The 19,967-nt window shown below is 28.6% G+C and carries 17 protein-coding genes; 12 read left to right on the forward strand and 5 right to left on the reverse strand.

What is annotated here, in order from left to right:
* The first annotated feature begins 3 nt into the window (after nucleotides 1-3).
* Entirely contained in the window at nucleotides 4-816 is an 813-nt protein-coding gene (gene yidA / locus KEC93_RS07050; RefSeq protein ID WP_077853987.1) for a sugar-phosphatase, read from the forward strand.
* 463 nt (nucleotides 817-1,279) lie between these two features.
* Nucleotides 1,280-2,386, forward strand: coding sequence for an HD-GYP domain-containing protein (locus KEC93_RS07055; protein ID WP_017211561.1), 1,107 nt, complete (start codon nucleotides 1,280-1,282; stop codon nucleotides 2,384-2,386).
* Between the two features lie 45 nt (nucleotides 2,387-2,431).
* On the opposite strand, the gene ade is transcribed toward KEC93_RS07055, so the two are convergent.
* Together ade and KEC93_RS07065 are read right to left on the reverse strand one after the other, a co-directional pair.
* A complete protein-coding gene (gene ade / locus KEC93_RS07060; protein ID WP_077869230.1) occupies nucleotides 2,432-4,201 on the reverse strand; it encodes an adenine deaminase in 1,770 nt (589 codons plus the stop codon).
* A gap of 255 nt (nucleotides 4,202-4,456) precedes the next feature.
* Nucleotides 4,457-5,515: a lactonase family protein gene (locus tag KEC93_RS07065; RefSeq protein WP_077869231.1), complete on the reverse strand. Its 1,059-nt coding sequence runs from the start codon at nucleotides 5,513-5,515 to the stop codon at nucleotides 4,457-4,459.
* Between the two features lie 587 nt (nucleotides 5,516-6,102).
* Between KEC93_RS07065 and metA the strand changes: the two genes are divergently transcribed.
* Both metA and KEC93_RS07075 read left to right on the forward strand, forming a co-directional pair.
* Entirely contained in the window at nucleotides 6,103-7,017 is a 915-nt protein-coding gene (gene metA, locus KEC93_RS07070; RefSeq protein ID WP_077869232.1) for a homoserine O-acetyltransferase MetA, read from the forward strand.
* An 84-nt stretch (nucleotides 7,018-7,101) separates the two neighbouring features.
* Entirely contained in the window at nucleotides 7,102-7,710 is a 609-nt protein-coding gene (locus tag KEC93_RS07075) for a DUF2238 domain-containing protein (protein ID WP_077869233.1), read from the forward strand.
* Between the two features lie 39 nt (nucleotides 7,711-7,749).
* On the opposite strand, the gene KEC93_RS07080 is transcribed toward KEC93_RS07075, so the two are convergent.
* Together KEC93_RS07080 and KEC93_RS07085 are read right to left on the reverse strand one after the other, a co-directional pair.
* A complete protein-coding gene (locus KEC93_RS07080; RefSeq protein WP_077869234.1) occupies nucleotides 7,750-8,016 on the reverse strand; it encodes a DUF1294 domain-containing protein in 267 nt (88 codons plus the stop codon).
* A gap of 144 nt (nucleotides 8,017-8,160) precedes the next feature.
* The gene (locus KEC93_RS07085) at nucleotides 8,161-8,802 is read right to left on the reverse strand and encodes an undecaprenyl diphosphate synthase family protein (RefSeq protein WP_077869235.1); all 642 of its coding nucleotides are present in this window, start codon (nucleotides 8,800-8,802) and stop codon (nucleotides 8,161-8,163) included.
* 1,249 nt (nucleotides 8,803-10,051) lie between these two features.
* Between KEC93_RS07085 and hemA the strand changes: the two genes are divergently transcribed.
* From hemA to KEC93_RS07125, 8 genes are all read left to right on the forward strand, one after another.
* Nucleotides 10,052-11,257: a glutamyl-tRNA reductase gene (gene hemA, locus KEC93_RS07090; protein WP_077831514.1), complete on the forward strand. Its 1,206-nt coding sequence runs from the start codon at nucleotides 10,052-10,054 to the stop codon at nucleotides 11,255-11,257.
* Nucleotides 11,215-11,895: an NAD(P)-dependent oxidoreductase gene (locus tag KEC93_RS07095; RefSeq protein ID WP_077831515.1), complete on the forward strand. Its 681-nt coding sequence runs from the start codon at nucleotides 11,215-11,217 to the stop codon at nucleotides 11,893-11,895. Before hemA ends, KEC93_RS07095 begins: the two co-directional genes overlap by 43 nt.
* Nucleotides 11,896-11,938: 43 nt before the next feature.
* Nucleotides 11,939-12,814 (forward strand): hydroxymethylbilane synthase, encoded by an 876-nt coding sequence (gene hemC, locus KEC93_RS07100; RefSeq protein WP_077869236.1) that lies wholly within the window; start codon nucleotides 11,939-11,941, stop codon nucleotides 12,812-12,814.
* A gap of 12 nt (nucleotides 12,815-12,826) precedes the next feature.
* Entirely contained in the window at nucleotides 12,827-14,290 is a 1,464-nt protein-coding gene (gene cobA / locus KEC93_RS07105; RefSeq protein WP_077869237.1) for a uroporphyrinogen-III C-methyltransferase, read from the forward strand.
* A 97-nt stretch (nucleotides 14,291-14,387) separates the two neighbouring features.
* Nucleotides 14,388-15,353 carry a porphobilinogen synthase gene (hemB, locus tag KEC93_RS07110; RefSeq protein WP_041900860.1) on the forward strand — a complete coding sequence of 322 codons (966 nt, stop codon included), beginning with the start codon at nucleotides 14,388-14,390 and terminating at the stop codon, nucleotides 15,351-15,353.
* 237 nt (nucleotides 15,354-15,590) lie between these two features.
* Nucleotides 15,591-16,886 carry a glutamate-1-semialdehyde 2,1-aminomutase gene (hemL, locus tag KEC93_RS07115; RefSeq protein ID WP_077831519.1) on the forward strand — a complete coding sequence of 432 codons (1,296 nt, stop codon included), beginning with the start codon at nucleotides 15,591-15,593 and terminating at the stop codon, nucleotides 16,884-16,886.
* Nucleotides 16,887-16,926: 40 nt separating this feature from the next.
* Nucleotides 16,927-17,568 carry an epoxyqueuosine reductase QueH gene (locus KEC93_RS07120; protein WP_077869238.1) on the forward strand — a complete coding sequence of 214 codons (642 nt, stop codon included), beginning with the start codon at nucleotides 16,927-16,929 and terminating at the stop codon, nucleotides 17,566-17,568.
* Nucleotides 17,569-17,651: 83 nt separating this feature from the next.
* Entirely contained in the window at nucleotides 17,652-18,209 is a 558-nt protein-coding gene (locus tag KEC93_RS07125) for a DUF3867 domain-containing protein (RefSeq protein ID WP_077869239.1), read from the forward strand.
* A gap of 418 nt (nucleotides 18,210-18,627) precedes the next feature.
* Here KEC93_RS07125 and KEC93_RS07130 read toward each other — a convergent pair whose 3' ends face one another.
* Nucleotides 18,628-19,602: an alpha/beta hydrolase gene (locus tag KEC93_RS07130; protein WP_077869240.1), complete on the reverse strand. Its 975-nt coding sequence runs from the start codon at nucleotides 19,600-19,602 to the stop codon at nucleotides 18,628-18,630.
* Nucleotides 19,603-19,967 lie beyond the last annotated feature (365 nt).

Genomic DNA, 19,967 nt, shown 5'->3' on the forward strand with positions numbered 1-19,967 from the left:
AAAATGTATAAATTACTTGCACTAGATATGGATGGAACTTTACTTACAACGGATAAGAAGGTTTCAAAAAATACTGAGGCAGCTATAAAAGCTGCAGAAAAAAAGGGTGTTAAGATAGTATTAGCATCGGGAAGACCATTAGATGGATTAAATAGGTATTTAGAAGAGCTTGATTTAATAAAAGGTGAGGACTATGTACTTAGTTTTAATGGCGGATTAGTTCAAAATACTAGAGGAAAAATTGTCTCAAAGGTATGCTTAAAGGGAAATGATTTAAAAAATATATATGAAATAAGTAAAAAACTTAATGTAAATATACATGCTTTTTCTGCAAAGGATGGATTAATAACGCCTAAAACTAGTCAATATACGGAGTATGAAGCTACAATGAATGGAATTGATATTACTATTAAGGACTTCAATGAAGTTGATGACAATGAAGATATTATAAAAGTCATGATGATAGATCCCCAGGAAATATTAGATCCAGCCATAAAGGAATTACCTAGTGAAATTTATGAGAAATATAGTGTATTTAAAAGTGCACCTTACTTTTTAGAATTTACTCATAAGGAAGTAGATAAGGGACTTGGATTAAAAAAACTTGGTGAATATCTTGGGATAAAACAAGAAGAAATAATTGCATGTGGAGATGCTGGTAATGATTTATCAATGGTAAAGTATGCTGGTCTTGGTGTAGCAATGGGGAATGCTACTGAAGAAATTAAACAAGCTGCAAATTTTATTACTGATTCAAACGATGAAGATGGAATAGTAAGAGTAATAGAAAAATTTATTTTAAGTGAATCTAAGTAGGAATCTATAGGAAATTGTTTTATTTCTATTGCCTAAACCACATTTTGATAGGCGATATAAAACAATTTCTTTTTATTCTTTAGGAACTACCTATCAAGGCAAATCCCTCACAGAGTATAATGAAAGTTGTTTTATTTTCGCAAGAAAATTATAATACGGTGAAATATATGGACATTGTGCGGCTTGTGAGTATAATTAATATAATAGCTCCTGCGAAAGTGAGGGATAAAAAGAACCAAAACAATATAAAATAAATATATTTAATTAATGAAATTTGATGTTTAAGGTAATATAATATATTTATGTACCTATACGGTAGGATTAATTTACTTAATAATTAAAAAATTAAATTAATTGTTTGGTTATTATTATAGGTGTTACATAAAGAAAGGCTATTTACATATGGTCTATATTTAGGGGTATGGTATAAATAATAATGATTTATTTAGGGGGAGTATAAGCTTTGAGATTAGTCCCAATTGAAAACGTAAAGCCAAACACAGTACTTGGAAAATCGCTGTATGACATTAATGGTAGAATTCTACTTAGAGCTGGAGTAGTTTTAAGAGAAAATACAATTGCAAAAATAAAGGAAATAAATATTTTATCGATATATATAGTTGATAAATATAGTAATGAAGAAATTGAAGATATTATTAAGCCAGAACTTAGACAAAAAGCAATTATAACGATAAAAGAAGCTTTTTCTAACATAGGAAGACTTAATAATAATTCAGTAAGGAATAAAGAAAGTGATTATACTTGGCAAGAGCAGAGTTATTTTTATAATATTGGAAAGATGGCAGTAGATTTAATTGATGATATCTTAAATCGAAGGGATGTAATGCTTGCATTAGTAGATATACGAAGTATGAATAATTATATGTATTCTCATTCTGTAAATGTTGCAGTAATATCACTTACTATAGGAATTGCGCTTCAACTATCAAAAAAGAAATTAGAAGCTCTATGTATAGGAGCATTGATACATGACATTGGAAAATCATTAGTACCTAGAGAGATATTTGATAAACAGGGAAGTTTAAGTGAAGAAGAAAAAGAAATATTAAAACAACATCCAAGACTTGGATATAAGTATTTATCAACTACTTATAATATTAATAGTCTAAGTAAATTAATAGTACTTCAACATCATGAAAGACCAGATGGAAATGGATATCCAGATGGATTAACTAAGGATAATATTATTGAACTAAGCAATATTGTAAGTATTGCCAATGTATATGATAATTTATCAACAGACTTGCCGAATAAAAGAGCAATGTTTCCAAGTGATGTACTGGAATATTTAATGTCGAATGCAGGAACAATGTTTGATTATAATATAGTTAATATATTTTGTAGAATAGTAATTCCATATCCAAAAGGAACTATTGTGGAATTAAGCACAGAAGAAGTTGCTGTGGTTGAAGAAACAATACCAGGATTCCCGCTCAGACCAACTGTAAGAGTAATAGAAAGTCCTAGGGTAAGTAGAATTAGTATGAAAATTGATCTTATAAAAGAAATTTCAATAGTTATTACTGGGGTGAAATATGAAATTGATTAGTATAAGCATATAAAGGCAATCTTAATCTAAAGATTGCCTTTATAACTATTCAAAAATGTCAATAAACTTAAAATTGATAACATCAAATAAACCTTTATCTGTAATCTTTAAATCTGGTATTACTGGTAATGATAAAAATGATAATGTTAAAAATGGATTGAAATCAATTTGTGGTGCTATGATTTTGATAGCTGAATGGAGATTTTTTAAATCAAACTCAATTTCACCATATGTTCTATTTGTCATAAGCCCACCAATTTCAAGTTTAATATGAGCAAGAATATTTTTATCTTTAACTACAATTATACCGCCGCCCATTCGCTCCAATTCCTTAGCAGCAAATAGCATATCTTTATCATTTGTTCCAGCAATTATTAAATTATGGGAATCATGAGCAATGGTGGTTCCAATTGCACCTTCTGAAATTCCTAAACCTTTTAAGATTCCAAGTCCTAAATTGCCAGAAGCCTTATGCCTTTCAATAACTGCAATTTTTAATAAGTCATCTTTAGTTGAGGAAGTGAAAAATTTATAATCATTGTCCTTTATTGAATTAATATCTGAAATATTGAGCTTTAAGTGAATGCTTTCTAATTTGTTCGGAATTATTTCTATTGCATTTAATATATTTACATCTTTATTTGGTATATTAATTTTGAAACTATCTTCACTTAGCGGTGGAAGATTTATAGAATTATAAAAAGCATTATTATTTGCGTTTTTTGATAAATCTGTATTGAAATTAATAAGTTCATTATTGTTTACAACTAATTTACCTTCTTTATAAACTTGAGATATATTAAATCTTTCTAGGTCATCTAATAATATAAAATCTGCAATGTATCCAGGGGCAATTGCTCCTTTGTTATTTAGTTTATATAAGAGAGATGGATTTAGTGTTGCCATTTGAATAGCTGTTTCTGGATTTAAATTAGAGTTGTTTATAGTATAAATAATTGAGCTATTAATTGATCCATTGGCAGCAATATCGTCAATATGCTTATCATCAGTGCAGAAGCAAAATCTATTACTATTAGATTCATTGACTGCAGGTAATAATTCTTTTAAGTTTTTAGCAACGGTACCTTCTCTAATTAGAATATACATACCACGTCGGATCTTATCAAGAGCTTCTTCAGCATTATTACATTCGTGATCAGTTAAAATATTGGCGGTCCTATAGGTGTTTGTCATCATAGATGTGAAGCCAGCTCCATGACCATCAATAACTTTATTATTAGTAATTGAATCGCATATCTTATCAATTATCTTATCATCACATTCTGAGACAGAAGGATAATCCATAACTTCAGCTAAACCTAAAACTTTATCATTTTTATAAAAATCTTTTAAGTCCTTAGAGAGCAAAGTTGCACCAGAGCTTTCGAAGCTGGTACCAGGAACACATGATGGAAGCATAAAATATATATCAAATGGGATGTTTTGTGAAGAATTAAGCATGAAATTTATACCATCAGTTCCCATAACATTTGAGATTTCATGAGGATCTGCAATAACAGATGTGATTCCGTTTAATAATGCCAGCTTGCTGTATTCAGTAGGTGTGACCAAACTGGATTCTATATGGCAATGGGAATCAATAAGTCCAGGACAAATATATTTGTTAGTTCCATCTACAATTTCATACCCATCATAGTCACCAATACCAACAATATATCCATCTTTAATACCAATAGTATCTACGAATCTATTCTTATTAAAAACATCAATTATGGTAACATTTTTAATTACGAGATCACATTTTACACTTCTATTAGAAGCTTTAATGTGATTTATTAATGTATCTTTATTCAAATAAAAGTCCTCCTTATTACGAATTTTATTAGTTATATTCACTGTGTCTAAAAAATATATTGCCTTATTATAATTGAAATTTGTGAATATTGTCAAAAGTAAAAATGTTTACAAATAAAAAAAATATATTTTTACTTTTGATAACGTTTAGATATAAAGGTTTTATACATAATATGGAGATAAGGAAGTTAGGTGCATATTATAAGCTTAATTATAATATGCACCTAACTTTTAGTTATATGATTAATTATTTAACTAAATAAATTCTATACATGTTGGAGTTGGGATGTTTTCAGATTTTATAAAAGTTAATTCTCCTGTTATTGAATTAATAGAAAATATAGATATATTATCAGAATTTTCATTAGCACAAAGTAGGAATTTACCAGATGGATCCAATTGAAAATCTCTAGGAGAATCACCATTACAAGAAATAGTGTCGATATACTTTAGCTTTCCATTATCTGAATTTATATGGAATAAACTTAAAGAATTATTTCCTCTATCCGAAGTATAGAGAAATTTATTATTCTTGTGTATACGAATTGCGGAACCAGATTTTGTCCCTTTGTAGTCCTTTGGTAATGAACTTAAAGTTTGAATATTTTCAAAAGCAATATTTGATTTTGCTTTATAATCAAAAACAAATATTTCAGAAGTTAACTCACTTAAAACGTAGTAATAGTGTTTTCCATTAGCATAAGTAATATGTCTTGGCCCTGTGCCGGCAGGGAATGTATAGCTTAAATTTTCATTCTGATATAGTTTCCCATCTTTTATTGAAGAAACTATCATTTTATCAATCCCTAAATCAATAGATAAAATATATTTCTCATCATTAGTAAACATTGAGCAATGAATATGAGGTTTTTCCTGCCTTAATTGATTTACACTAGACCCACTATGACTTCCAAGCATAGGAGAATTTAAAATCAAGCCATCTAAAGTTTTGTAGACAAACATCTTGTTTTCATGATAGTTTGAAGAAATTAAAATCTCATGACTGTTATTTAGACTTACATGACAAGGTGGTTTTTCTTCTGAAAGATTTGAGTTTATTAAGTGTAGTTTATTATCTTCTTTCCAATATTTAAATGAAGATACCCCAGCTTTTTCTTTAACTTTACATGTTGAGTAAAGAATGTGTCGTTCTCTATCTAGAGTTAGATATGTAGGATTCTCTATATTGTAAGCTAAGTTGATATTTTCAATATTACCTGAAATTGTATCAAAATTAATTCTATAGATTCCTTTACTTTCATTTTTGGTATAAGTTCCAATAAATCCAACTGAAATATTTTCTTTTAGTACCATTATATATGCCCCCTTTTATTGTATATCTATTAGTATAGCATAAATGGAAGTAAAAGATATTTATGAAATTTTGCAGAGATCTATTGATTTTAATCATTTAATTATAGTAGTGGAAGAAATAAAAAAAATTAATAATTGTGTATAATTATTAATGTTAAAATACAATTAAATAATAGTAAGTTTTTGTAAATAGTTAATTATAAACATTTATAAACTGAAAAGAAGTAAATCTATGATTTATTAACAGTGGTTACCATAAAATTAGTTTTATACAAGTAAATAGTAAAACAATTCTCTATAATAATTTTAAAAATGTTTCAAGAATTTTAGCCGTAATTTTGAATTGTAAAATGTGCATTGGTAATCGAAACCTATATAAATTATCTTAAAGAATGTATATCATATATTTATAGTTTAACTTGTGAAAGGTATAGCAAAATAAATTATTTAATCTTACATAATTTTAGTATTATATTTATTTTTATAATGTTGATAAGAGGTGGAATTTTGATATAATAATATTTATATACAAAAATAATTAAATAATAATCTAAAATAAGCAATAATCACATTGGGGGGAAACAAATATGCCAATAAAAATTCCTATAGAATTGCCTGCATTTCAGGTTTTATCTGATGAAAACATATTCGTAATGAATAATGAGAGGGCTAATACTCAAGATATCAGACCGCTAAAAATAGCAATTCTTAATTTAATGCCAAAAAAAATAGTAACAGAAAATCAATTATTAAGATATTTATCTAACACGCCACTACAAGTGGAGGTAAGTCTAATACAGACTAAAAGTTATACTTCACACAATACACCACCGGAGCATCTAAATAAATTTTATAGCTATTTTGATGATATAAAGCAAGAAAAATTTGATGGACTTATAATAACTGGAGCTCCAGTTGAACAAATGGCTTTTGAAGAGGTTACATACTGGAAAGAACTTACTGAAATAATGGAATGGAGTAAGACTCATGTATTTTCAACATTCTATATTTGTTGGGGGGCACAGGCAGGTCTATATTATCACTATGATATACCTAAATATGACTTAGATGAAAAAATGTTTGGTGTGTTCTCACATTGGGTTAATGATGAGAAAGCTGATTTGACAAGAGGATTAGATGATGTATTTTATGCACCTCACTCTAGACATACTGAAGTCAAGCGTGAAGATATAGAGAAAGTTTCAAATCTTGAAATTTTATCCGAATCGGAGGAAGCTGGAGTATTTATAGTTGCAACAAAAGATAGGAGAAATGTGTTTGTAACTGGACATATGGAATATGATAGAAATACATTGATGGATGAGTATATAAGAGATAAAGAAAAAGGCGATGAAATAGCTTTACCTAAAAATTATTTTAAAAATGATGATATAAATCAAAAACCGTTGTACACATGGAGAGGTCCTGCTAGCATAGTTTTTGGAAATTGGCTAAATTATTGCGTATACCAAAATACACCTTTTGATCTTAATACTCTTTAGAAATTTTATAGATAAATATAAGTGCTTTTTAAGCACTTATTATTTTGTTCTTAAATTTTGTGAATCGTATATAAGGAGATGTTGATGAAGGAAAAGAATTTTCATTTAATATTATTAATAAGTATATCTGCAATTTTAGTTGCATCGGGAATAAATCCTCATGATAAATTTACATGGGTATTAGAGGTTCTTCCGGCAGTGATAGGAGTTATGGTCTTAATAACTACTTATAATAAATTCGTATTTACTAACTTAACTTATACTCTTATTTGGTTTCATGCAGTTATATTAATAGTGGGGGGCCGTTATACATATGCAGAAATGCCTTTATTTAATTGGCTAAGAGATACTTTCGACTTGAGTAGAAATTACTATGATAGGCTTGGGCATTTTGCACAAGGATTTATACCAGCAATAATTATTAGAGAAATTTTCATAAGAAACAAAATTGTTAAAAATATAGCATGGACAAATTTTATTACAATATCAATTTGTCTTGCTATTAGTGCTTCTTATGAAATAATAGAATTTATTGTAGCATTAATTACTGGTGAAAGTGCAACTGCTTTTTTAGGAACTCAAGGAGATATTTGGGATACTCAGTGGGATATGATCTTTGCGCTTCTAGGCTCAATGGTTTCAGTATTAACGCTGGGAAAATATCATGAGAATTTATTAAAGAAAAAGCAATAATATTTTCTTTAACAAAATTTGAATATTAATATGTCATTATTAATAATTTAAATATAGTACAGTTAGGAAAATTTGCATAAGAAGTATGAATGGAACTCCAATTGTAAACTTCTTATGCTTTGTTTTATGCCTAAAACTAGACATTCCAATAAGCATGCCAATAGATCCTCCAAAAATAGAGATACCAATGAGTGTTTTTTCAGGTATTCTCCATTCTTTATGAATAGCTCTTTGTTTGTCTATAAGCATAATAAGAAATCCTAGAAGGTTAATAATTAATAAATATGTAAATACGACTTTTAACATAAATTTCACTCCAATATATCATCAAATATAAATTAATATTAATGATAACATAATTCATACTCAAGCACAAAATATAGAGATATGGAGTAAAAGAAGTTAGATTTACGAAATTTTCTTAGTATTTCTTATTTTTAATCTATGGAATTAGCCGCCTAAAGTTACATCTTGCTCATTGTACCAAGATAAAGCATCATAAAAGTCGTCTTTCCTAAAATCAGGCCAGTAATTATCTAAAACATAAAAATCTGAGTAAACTGATTGAACTGGCAATAAGCCGCTTAATCTTCTTCGCCCACCCCATCTAATTATAAGATCTATTCTAGAAATATCTTTTGATTGTAAATATGGTTGAATATGCTTTTTTGAAATATCTGCACTTTTTAGTAAATTTAAATCCCATTCCCAACCATAATTGATTAAAAAGTTTGCCTTTATTCCGCCTAAACCAAATTTTTTTCTTTTAGTGAATGGTAATAGTTCCTTTGGAAAGCAGCTAGACTCAGTATTACCTAAGACTAATATTTCGCAATCTTCTTTCGTCAAAAGCATAACAGAATCAATGCAAGCTTTAGTAAACGCTACTTTTTGCTCGCTGGGACGTTTGGTATTATCAATTGTGAATCCATAAAAGGTTACTTCCTGAATATTTTCTTTTTGGCATAATTTAAAGACCTCAAGTCCTGGATTTATTCCGTGATCATATCCCTTATCTTTGCTTAATGAGTTAGATAAAGCCCAACGTCTATTTCCATCAGGAATGATGCCTATGTGTTTCGGGATTCGCATAATTTTTTTCACCTCTCAAATTTGATATTGCTTTTAAGAGTATAACCCAATTAATCCAAAAAAATACACACCGATGAAAAAAGCGCGAAGCGCAACTAGGATCTTGAATAAAAAAAGCGCGAAGCGCAACCAAGATCTTAGATGAAAAGAGCGCGCACATATGAAAAGAGTGCGGAGCACAGTTCGGAACTTATTAAGCGCAATTAAGAACTTAGTATAAAAAAAGCGCGAAGCGCAACCAAGATCTTAGATGAAAAAAGCACTTACATATAAAAAAAGCGCGAAGCGCAATTCGGAACTTGCTAAGCCCAACTAAGAACTTTGTGTAAAAAGTGCGAAGCGCAACCGAGATCTTAGATGAAAAAGCACTCACATATGAAAAGAGTGCGAAGCACAAATTCGGAACTTATTAAGTACAACCAGGAAATCAGGTGAGAAAGTACTCATTTATGAAAAAAGGGAAAAGCATAATTATTAAAATAGGTTGGATATAAACTTAAAAAATAAAAACCCTAAGCATAAGTTTAGGGGATCCCATGCTTAGGGTGAGTCATTATAATATATAAACGACTTCTATTAATTAATAAGGGGTAAATAATTAACTACTTTACGATATCAGTATAATCCTGAAATGTGTCAAAAATATGTCAGAAATAAAAAATACATTTAATTAATATAATAATATTTATAAAGAGCTGCATCGCTATGAAGAATAAGTTATTAAGTTATATGAGCTGATTATAAATATTTAATAATTAATTATAAATTAAATGTTTTTTGAGCGAAAATAGTATATACTAAAATATTAGCAGAACAAGATGTTTATCTGAGGTTAGAAATTTTTTTGATTAATGTTGCTTTTATACATTCTAAGGAATATACCTTGACTAGAATTTTATTAAATGGAGAGCAAGAAAAATATTTTTCATTATCTATATTATTCAGAGTTAATCTATAATTCTTATAAGAATTGCTTGGAAAAAACAATCTCTATCTGATAAACTTAAGTGAGAGTCCAAAAGTGAAGATCCAAATTTTACATTTGGCTACTGAACTTTCTCCTTGCGAGAATGTATCATTTGGCAACTCTAACTTACTCAGCGAACGAATGTGAGTCGAGTTTCAGCTAATAAGTCCAAAAGTGAAGATCCAAATTTTATATTTGGTTACTGCATTTTCTCCTTGTGAGAATGTAGTATTTGGAAATGAATAGAAAATGCAAATAAAAAAGTATGTGAGGTGTCAATACGTGATAGGCTTAATAGGCATAAGAAAAAATACTCCATTGGAAATTAGAGAAAAATTTATAGTTAAGTCTAAAAAATATAACGAGTATTTTAAGGAATTATTAAAGGAGCTGAATGAAGTAGTTATTTTAGCTACATGTAATAGAACAGAAATTTATTTTAATGCTTCTTTAAATGAAGAAGAATTATTAAAAAAGATTTTTGATATTTTTAATTGGGATTATGAATATAAAAAATATGTTTTTATAACTAGTAGTAAGGATGCTTATAGGCATTTGTTTGAAGTTTGCTCCGGATTTCATTCGAAAATATTAGGAGAGGATCAAATTCTAGGGCAAGTTAAGGATGCTTATGAAGAAGCTTTAGAATTTAAAGCTGTTTCATTGGAATTGCATAGATTATTTCAGGAAGCTATTACTTGTGGAAAGCGATTCAGAAAAGAAGCTAAGTTATTTGAAATACCAGTATCATCTTCTTCGATAGTGGTTAGCGAATCTATTAAGCGTGAATGTACTAAATTTATGGTTTTAGGTTATGGGGAAGTTGGACAGCTTGTAATGAAATATTTGCTTTCACATAAAATCCAAACTGTCTACTTGGTTGTTAGAAATCCTAAAATAAAAGATGAAATACAGGATGAACGAGTAAAAGTAATTACTTTTGAAGAAAAGAATAAATATATTAATAGTATAGAATGTATAATAAGTTGTACTTCAGCACCACATCCAGTTGTAAAAACAGAAGATATTAGTGAAAGCGGAAATAGGTTAGTAATATATGATTTATCAGTTCCAAGAGATGTGGAAAAAGAGGTGGCGTTATTATATAGGACTGAGGTTTATAATATTGATACAATAAGCCGTATAGATGATGCAAATAAAAAATTAAGAAAAGACAAGATGGAAGAAAATAGACATATAATGAATAAATACCTAAAGGAATACGATGAATGGTTAAAATTAAGAAGTATTTCTCATGTAATCAAAAACTTAAAAACTGTTGGAAATAATGTTTACGAGAAAAGAGTTCAAACTTTTTCACATAAAAGCAAAGATAAAAATAATATTGCTTTAGCACATAAATTAATTAAAAGTACATCTGATTTTTACATAAATAGGGCAATTGAAGTTATTAAAGAAGAGACTCTAAAGGGATGTGGTGAAGAATGGATAGGGATAATAGAGAAAATATTTATGACCAAGGAATAGAGTATTCTTATATTTCATTAATTTCTAAAAAACTAAGAGTTGGAATAGTTGGCGGAGGTAAAGCAGGAACAATAAAAGCAAGACATTTTGTAAAAAATAAATGCTGTGTTGAGGTAATCTCTAAAACTTTTGATGGAGAATTAATAGAACTTTCCAAAGAATTTTCAGAAATACTTAAACTTAAAAATGAAGATTTAAGCTATGAATTTTTAAGAGATAAGCACCTTATAATTATTGCATTAGATGATGAAAACTTAAAAAACATAGTGAAGAAATACTGTGAAGAGAATTATAAGATATATATAGATTCATCTGATTTTATAAGTGGAATGGGAGTTGTTCCGATTCAAAGAAGTACAGAAAATGTAGTATTTGCTTTAAACACTAATTATGGAAATCCCAAAGGGGCAGTTTTACTTTCTAACAAAGTAGAAAAGACTATAAAAGAATATGATGAATTTATTAGATATATAGGATTAATACGAAACAAAGCAAAGTCATTTCCAGAGTTTAAAATGCAAATAACTTCGTTTATTGGGAATGATGAATTTAAAAAATCTTTTGATAATGGTGAAGCAGAAAAAGCATTAAGAAGCAGGTTTTCAAAGGAAATTGTAGATTATTTAATTAAATTTTAAATGAGTTTGTAGATGAATGAATTTTGGAGGTAGAATTAAATTAATGGATAAATTGACTATAGCAACAAGAAAAAGTAAATTAGCACAAACGCAAACAGAAATAATAATGAGAAGTTTAAAGGATAAATTTAATATAGATAGTGAAAAAATGCTTATTGTTACTGAAGGCGATAGAAAATTAGATGTTTCTTTGGCAAAGATAGGCGGAAAGGGATTATTTGTAAAAGATATAGAAATTGCACTTTTAGAAAAAAGAGCTGATGGGGCAGTTCATAGTATGAAGGATGTACCTTATGAATTGAGTCATGAATTTGAAATAGCGGCTATAACAGAAAGAGAAGATATAAGGGATGTATTAATTTCTAAAGATAATATATCATTTAAAGAGCTTAGAAAAGGTGCAATAATCGGAACTAGCAGTATAAGAAGAGCTTGTCAGTTAAAACTTATGAGAAATGACTTGGAGATAGTCCCAATTAGAGGAAATGTTCAAACTAGATTAGAGAAAATGAAAAGTCAGAATTTAGATGGAATCATACTAGCTTCGGCAGGATTAAAAAGATTAAATGAAGAAGATATAATCACTGAATATTTTGATCCTAAAGTATTTATACCAGCAGTGGCTCAAGGAGCTTTGGGAATAGAATGTTTAAAAAATAGCAGTGCTAAGGAATATTTTGAAAAGCTAGAGAATTCAAATGCTAAGCTAACAGTTGAGGCTGAACGAAGCTTTATGAGAATGCTAAATGGTGATTGTCATAGCCTTATTGGAGCTTATTCTGAAATTCAGGGTAATGATTTATATATGATTGGTATATATGACATAGGCGGAAGAATAGTTAAAAAAGATATTTTAGGAGATAAAAATAATCATATTGAATTAGGAAGAAAATTGGCAAATAAGATATTAGAGATATAGGAGAGATGGAATATGAGTAAAGTATATATAATAGGTACAGGTCCTGGAGATGAAGAGTTATTAACATTAAAGGCTGTCAAGGTATTAAAAAGATGTACTGCTGTTCTTTATGATAGATTGGTTTCAAATAATGTTTTGAATTATCTAGAACCAAATTGTGAAATTTATTATTGTGGAAAGGAACCAGGAGCTCATTCAAAAACCCAAGAAGAGATTAATGAACTTTTAGTTAAGCTTGCAAAAGAGGGGCATACAGTTGGAAGAATTAAAGGTGGAGACCCCTATGTTTTTGGAAGAGGCGGAGAAGAGGTATTGGCTTTAGTTAATGAAAATATAGACTTTGAGGTAATACCAGGGGTAACATCTCCTATTGCAGTTTTAAATTATGCGGGAATCCCAATAACTCACAGAAAGATAGCACAAAGTTTTCATGTTATAACAGGAAAATCTGCGCAAGATTTAAATGTGAATTTTAAGGCATTAGCTAAAGAAGAAGGCACATTAGTATTTATGATGGGATTAAGCAATTTAGATAATATAGTGGAGGAGCTTATTAATAATGGAAAAGAACCAACGTTTCCATGTGCGGTAGTGATGAGAGGAACTTCAGCTAAGCAAAAAAAGGTAGTAGGAACGCTTGAGAATATTTCACAAAAAGTAAAAGATGCTAAATTACAATCTCCATGTATAATTGTTGTTGGTGAAGTTGTAAATTTAAATAAAGATTTGAACTGGTATGAAAATAAACCTTTGTTTGGAAAGAATATATGTATTACAAGATCAAGGAGACAATCTGAGAAATTAAAAAATAAATTAGTTGACTTAGGAGCGGAAGTTACAAGTTTTAATTCTATTAAGATAGAAAGCAGTGCGGAAAACTTAAATGATTATATAGAGAAGATAGAAAATTATGATCATATAGTATTTACTTCAGTTAATAGTGTAGAAATATTTTTTGATTATCTTATTGAAAAAGATTATGATATAAGAAGAATTAAAGCTAAAATATCCGCAATAGGCGCTGCTACTGCAAATTCTTTAAAACAAAGAGGAATTATCTGTTTTGCAAAGGCCAGAGAATTTGTTGGTGAAGGTTTAGTGAGCATATTAAAACCTCATTTGAAAGATAACCAAACTCTACTTTTGCCGTGTTCTGCAAAAAGTAGGAAATATATTTATGAAGAACTAACAAATTGTGGTGCAAGTGTAGATAAAGTATATATATATGATACGGTTTGTGGATCAGTAGTTAATAAGAGATCTTTTGATGAAGTTGACATAGTATTCTTCACAAGTCCGTCAACAGTTGAAAACATGATTGATATGTTAGGGATTGAGGAAATTAAGAAAAAGCAGGTTATAGCTATAGGACCAAAGACTAATGAACCTTTAGAAAAGTATGGAATAAAAGCATACGTATGTAAAGAACACTCAGAGGAAGGATTTCTAAAAGAGATAGAAAATTTACTGCAATAGAGGAAATAGATTTTTAAAATAATTAATATATAAATTTAGATATTAAATAAAATGAGGGACATCTTTGAAGATGGCTAAAATAATGGAGGAGTTTGTTATGATTAAAAGAGGTAGAAGACTTAGAGTTAATGCTGCCATTAGAGATATGGTTAGAGAAACAAGTTTAAATTCAAAGGATTTTATTTATCCTATTTTTGTTGTTGAGGGAGATAATATAAAAAATGAAATTTCATCATTGCCAGGTGTTTATCATTATTCAGTTGATAGGCTGTATGAAGTAGTTGAAGAAGTTAGAGAAGCTAATATTTCTGGAGTATTACTTTTTGGAATTCCAAACCATAAAGATGAGTGTGGTTCTGAAAGTTATAATGATAATGGAATTGTTCAACAGGCAATAAGAGAAATAAAGAAGCTTGATAAAGAATTGCTTATTATTACTGATGTCTGCATGTGTGAATATACTTCACATGGACATTGTGGAATAATTCATGATGAATATGTAGACAATGATGAAACATTAGAATATTTAAGTAAAATAGCAGTATCACATGCGAAGGCAGGTGCAGATATTATAGCTCCTTCAGATATGATGGATGGAAGAATTGGATCATTAAGAAGTGCATTAGATGAGAATAACTTTAAGAATGTTAGTATAATGAGTTATTCTGCGAAATATTGCTCGGCTTTTTATGGACCGTTCAGAGATGCTGCAAATTCAGCACCACAATTTGGAGATAGAAAGACATATCAAATGGATCCAGGAAATAGAATGGAAGCCATTCGTGAAACGCAAATGGATGTAGAAGAAGGAGCAGATTTCATTATGGTTAAGCCGGCACTTTCTTACCTAGACATAATAAGAGATTGTAAAGAAAATTTCAATCTTCCTCTTGTGGCTTATAATGTAAGTGGTGAGTATGCTATGATTAAAGCAGCTGGAAAGCTTGGCGTTATTGATGAAGAAAGAGTAATGATGGAAACTTTAACATCGATTAAGAGAGCAGGAGCAGATATAATTATTACTTATCATGCATTAGAGGCAGCAAAAGTTCTAAGAAGATAAAAGAACACAAATAGATAGTAATTAAAAAATTTATATATTGCAAAAATAATTATTCACCATAATTCTAAAAATATTACAAGAATTTTAGTCGTAATTGTGAATTGTGCATTGCAACATATATATTTAAATATATAAATTTTTTACAATTTAAATATAATAATATGTAAATATGAAACAATAAAAATATAAACATATATAAATATTTATAGATTTTATGCGGGCTAAGGAGGAGTTAAATTGAAAAACGTTGATATATTTAAAGAATCAGAGGAATACATGCCTGGTGGAGTTAACAGTCCGGTTAGAGCCTTTAAGGGAGTTAATTTAAATCCGCCTATTATAAAAAGCGGTAAAGGCGTAATAATCAAAGATGAGGAAGATAATGAATATATAGATTTCGTATTAGCCTGGGGACCATTAATTCTAGGACATTGCGACGATGATGTTGTAGAAGCTATTAAGGAAGTTAGTTCAATGGCATTGGCTTTTGGAGCACCAACAAAATTAGAATTAGATTTAGCAAAATTTATATGCACTAATCTGGATAATGTTGAGATGATTAGAATGGTCAATTCGGGAACAGAAGCTACTATGAGTGCAGTTAAACTTGCAAGAGGATACACAAAGAGAAAAAGAATTGTTAAGTTTGCAGGATGTTATCATGGACATTTTGATGGTTTTTTAATTGAAGCTGGATCAGGAGTGATGACAGGAGGAATACCAGGTTCACTTGGTGTACCTAATGAAAGCATAGAAAATACGTTAATTGGTATATATAATGATAAGGAACAAATTACAGAATTATTTAAAAAATATGGTAATGAAATTGCGGGAGTTATTATTGAGCCGGTAGCTGGAAATATGGGAGTAATAAAGTCAGAAAATGATTTTATGGAAACTCTAAGAGATCTTTGTAATCAATATGGTTCACTACTAATATTTGATGAAGTAATGAGTGGATTTAGAGTAGCATTTAAAGGAGCACAATCACTATTTAACGTTAAGCCAGATTTGGTTACTTATGCTAAGATTATGGGTGGCGGACTTCCATGTGGTGCATATGGTGGAAGAAAAGAAATAATGAAGAATCTATCCCCTTTAGGCGGAGTTTATCAAGCTGGAACTATGTCAGGAAATCCAATTGTTATGGCAGCAGGTATAGCAACTTTAAATAAGTTAAAAAATAATCAGAATTATTATGATCACATCGAAAATATAGGAGCTAGACTTGAAGAAGGTATAATAAATATATCAAAAAAATATGATCTTCCGGTTGTAATGAATAGAGTTGGAGGAATGATGACTTTATTCTTTAATGATTTAAAAGAAGTTAGAACTTATGATGATGTTAAGAAATGTGATGTGAATAGATTTAATAGATATTTTGAACATATGTTAAAATCAGGATTTAATTTACCTCCGTCACAATTTGAAGCATTATTTTTAAGTGTACAACATAAAGAAAGTCATATAGATGCTTTCTTAAAAGCATTTGAAGAGTTTGCATCAAATGAAAATAAAATGAGTTTATAATAAAATGCATCAATAAACTTATAAAAGGAATGACTTACATATGAATAAAATTAATTATCAAAAGGAATTAGATTACTTAATTGAAAATTTGGTAAAAAATGAAGAGGTTCCAACTTTACTGCTTCATAGTTGCTGTGCACCTTGCAGCAGCTATGTGTTGGAATATTTGTCACAATATTTTAAGATAACTATCTTCTTTTATAATCCTAATATATACCCAATGGAGGAGTATACTAGAAGAGTTGCGGAACAAAAGGGTCTTATATCAGAAATGAAAGTCAAAAATGAAATAAGATTTATTGAAGGAAAATATGATACGGAAAGTTTTTATAAGTTAACTAAAGGTTTGGAAGAGGAAAAAGAAGGTGGAGTTAGATGTTTTAATTGTTATGAATTAAGACTTAATGAAGCTGCCATAATGGCCAAGGAAAAAGGTTATGACTATTTTACAACAACATTATCTATAAGCCCTCATAAAAATTCTGCTAAATTAAACGAAATTGGTAAAAGTTTATCTGAAGAACATGATGTAAAATATTTATATTCTGACTTTAAGAAGAAAGAAGGGTATAAACGTTCTATAGAGCTTTCTAAACAATATAAATTATATAGGCAAGATTATTGTGGATGCGTATTTTCTAAAAATGAAAGAATGAACGATCATAATGAAAAAAATAAGTAAGCAATTATTAAATAAAATATAATAAAAAAAGTACAACAGATAAATACTTAATATTATATAATAATACAAAGGAGAGGATTAATGTGTCTGATAAAATTATAGATTTTAATGAATTAAAAAATAAGGTCAAAGATAAAGACATAGATAAATTCGAAGATTATATTTATTCTATGTATTATAAACTGGCTGAGGGCAAAATGAATATGTCTGATTTCTCCAAAAATATATTAGCTTACATGGAAGAAAATAATATATCACAAGATAAATTAATAAATATACAAAAAAAGTTTCTAGAAAGATATGGAGTAGATCCTTCTTTAATTCAGGGGCAATTTAAAATACCTGGATTTGATACGGGTGGAAGCAACTTAGACTATCAGACTATTAAAAAGACAATGGGGTTTCAGGAAAAATATAAAAGTAGAATATCTAATAAAACAATGTCAGAATATTTCATAAAAAACGAGAAAAATGATTTGAAAGTACTTCTAGAGAATTTAGATGTTATATTAGTTAGTGAGAAAAGTATAGACTTAAATGATAATGAGTTAAATGAATTTTTATGCTCATATAAAAAAGTAATAGAGGATAAGAAAATAAATATAGTAATATGTGAAAATGTAAAAAATTACGAATATTAATTTTCTAGGTGAAGTGTCAGATAAAGTAGATGAAATTATATAACAAGTCCCAATTATCATAGAATGTTCTTATGTGCAGAAAAGTTCTGTATTGCAGTATATCTGCTCTTTTCATAAGTGCATAGCTGCGCTTTATAAGATGTATATTTTAGGACATTAAAAAGTTAAGGGTGAGCCATAAAGAAATTAGGGCATACCCTTTATTTTTTTATACCTATGTGTAAAGAGTTGGAAAGTACTAATGATGATAGCCTGTAATTTGGCTGATAGTATCAATCATTAGTCTAGGAGAAGAATGTCCGACGTGAAGTATAATCTGAAGGAAAACGAAGGTAAAGTCTTGCATCAGATATACGAATTACAGTTGAGGATTAGATTTGTTGCATCACATTACCTACGATTTCTATAAATATTTACTCTATAAAGGTGAATTGAAAATTATAAATTTAAGTAATCCTTCAGAAAAGTCCATAATATCATCTTTAGAGATATTTGATAAATCGTGAGCACTGCTATTTAATGTAATCAGCTTGGCTTTTGAGTGCTCCTGAACACATTTATCGTAAAGTTCCTTTGAGCTTTCATAAGGAACCATATTATCTGAATCACTATGAATTATCAAAGTATTTGGATTCGATTTGCTTACATAGTTTATAGGATTATATTTTTTTATTACTTCTTCTTTATTTGAAATAGAAGCAAAAATTTTTGTTAAATCATAATTTAAATCTTGAGTATTTAGTAGACTTAAATCAGTTGGTCCTGCAAAATCGATTAAGTATTTTACCTTTGAAGAATAATTACTTAAATCTCCATCATCTATAAACTCATCATCACCACTATAACTTGCCATAAGAGAAAGATGCGCACCAGATGAAACACCAATGATGCCTATTTCACTTGTATTAAGATTATAGGAATATTGATTCTTATTTATCCACCTTATAGTATCTTTAACATCAGAAATTTGCTTGGTGAAATTTTCTTTTTCTTTCATAAGTTCATAGGAAGTACTTATGATTGTATAACCTTGTTCTCTAAAAGTATCTAGTACCGGACTTAATGCATCAGGAATATTTTTATCGCCATAAGCCCAGCTTCCACCATGAACATATACAAGTACTGGTGAAGATTTATATACTTGATTTATTGGGCCGTAAATATCTAATTTCAAGGGAATACCATTAGTATTTTTATAAATAACATCTTTGTAATTCATTGAACTTGATGATTTTTGAGTGTTAAATTCTTGTATTGTCCATGCGTGATTTTTTAAAGAAATATATTTATCAGCAATTCTGTATGATAATATAATTCTTTTGTAGAAAAATAAACTAAAAATAAAAAGTACAATAAATAAAATTAAGAAAAATCTTTTAAAAAACTTCTTCATTAAATACTGAATGCCTAATATTTAATAAAATTTACTTAGATATTTATAATAATTTAGGCATATCTCCTTTCTAGAAAGATTTTATAATACTAAAATACTAATATAGGCAATCTAAAAAATGTGTATAGAAAACAAGCGTTTAAGTACACCTAAAGACTATATTAGAATTTCTATATTAATATAAATTTATACTATAAATTTATATTACAAAAGATTCAAATAATTCGCAAATTAAGAAATTTGCAATTTGTTGGGAAAAAATAGATGCATTTTTAATAAAAATAAAAGTATAAATAATATTTTATATTAGTATGAATATGAATAATATATAAGAAGAAACGAATAGATATTAACCTTTTTGAAAG

Source organism: Clostridium beijerinckii (genome assembly GCF_018223745.1).
Taxonomy (GTDB): Bacteria; Bacillota; Clostridia; order Clostridiales; family Clostridiaceae; genus Clostridium; species Clostridium beijerinckii.

Excerpts from the sequence above, each read along its gene's own strand:
- KEC93_RS07080 (WP_077869234.1), bottom strand. The coding sequence starts at position 8,016 with ATGTTAAAAGTCGTATTTACATATTTATTAATTATTAACCTTCTAGGA.
- KEC93_RS07075 (WP_077869233.1), top strand. The coding sequence starts at position 7,102 with ATGAAGGAAAAGAATTTTCATTTAATATTATTAATAAGTATATCTGCA.
- KEC93_RS07120 (WP_077869238.1), top strand. The coding sequence starts at position 16,927 with ATGAATAAAATTAATTATCAAAAGGAATTAGATTACTTAATTGAAAAT.
- cobA (WP_077869237.1), top strand. The coding sequence starts at position 12,827 with ATGAGTAAAGTATATATAATAGGTACAGGTCCTGGAGATGAAGAGTTA.
- hemB (WP_041900860.1), top strand. The coding sequence starts at position 14,388 with ATGATTAAAAGAGGTAGAAGACTTAGAGTTAATGCTGCCATTAGAGAT.
- yidA (WP_077853987.1), top strand. The coding sequence starts at position 4 with ATGTATAAATTACTTGCACTAGATATGGATGGAACTTTACTTACAACG.
- KEC93_RS07095 (WP_077831515.1), top strand. The coding sequence starts at position 11,215 with ATGGATAGGGATAATAGAGAAAATATTTATGACCAAGGAATAGAGTAT.
- hemC (WP_077869236.1), top strand. The coding sequence starts at position 11,939 with ATGGATAAATTGACTATAGCAACAAGAAAAAGTAAATTAGCACAAACG.
- metA (WP_077869232.1), top strand. The coding sequence starts at position 6,103 with ATGCCAATAAAAATTCCTATAGAATTGCCTGCATTTCAGGTTTTATCT.
- KEC93_RS07085 (WP_077869235.1), bottom strand. The coding sequence starts at position 8,802 with ATGCGAATCCCGAAACACATAGGCATCATTCCTGATGGAAATAGACGT.
- KEC93_RS07065 (WP_077869231.1), bottom strand. The coding sequence starts at position 5,515 with ATGGTACTAAAAGAAAATATTTCAGTTGGATTTATTGGAACTTATACC.
- KEC93_RS07130 (WP_077869240.1), bottom strand. The coding sequence starts at position 19,602 with ATGAAGAAGTTTTTTAAAAGATTTTTCTTAATTTTATTTATTGTACTT.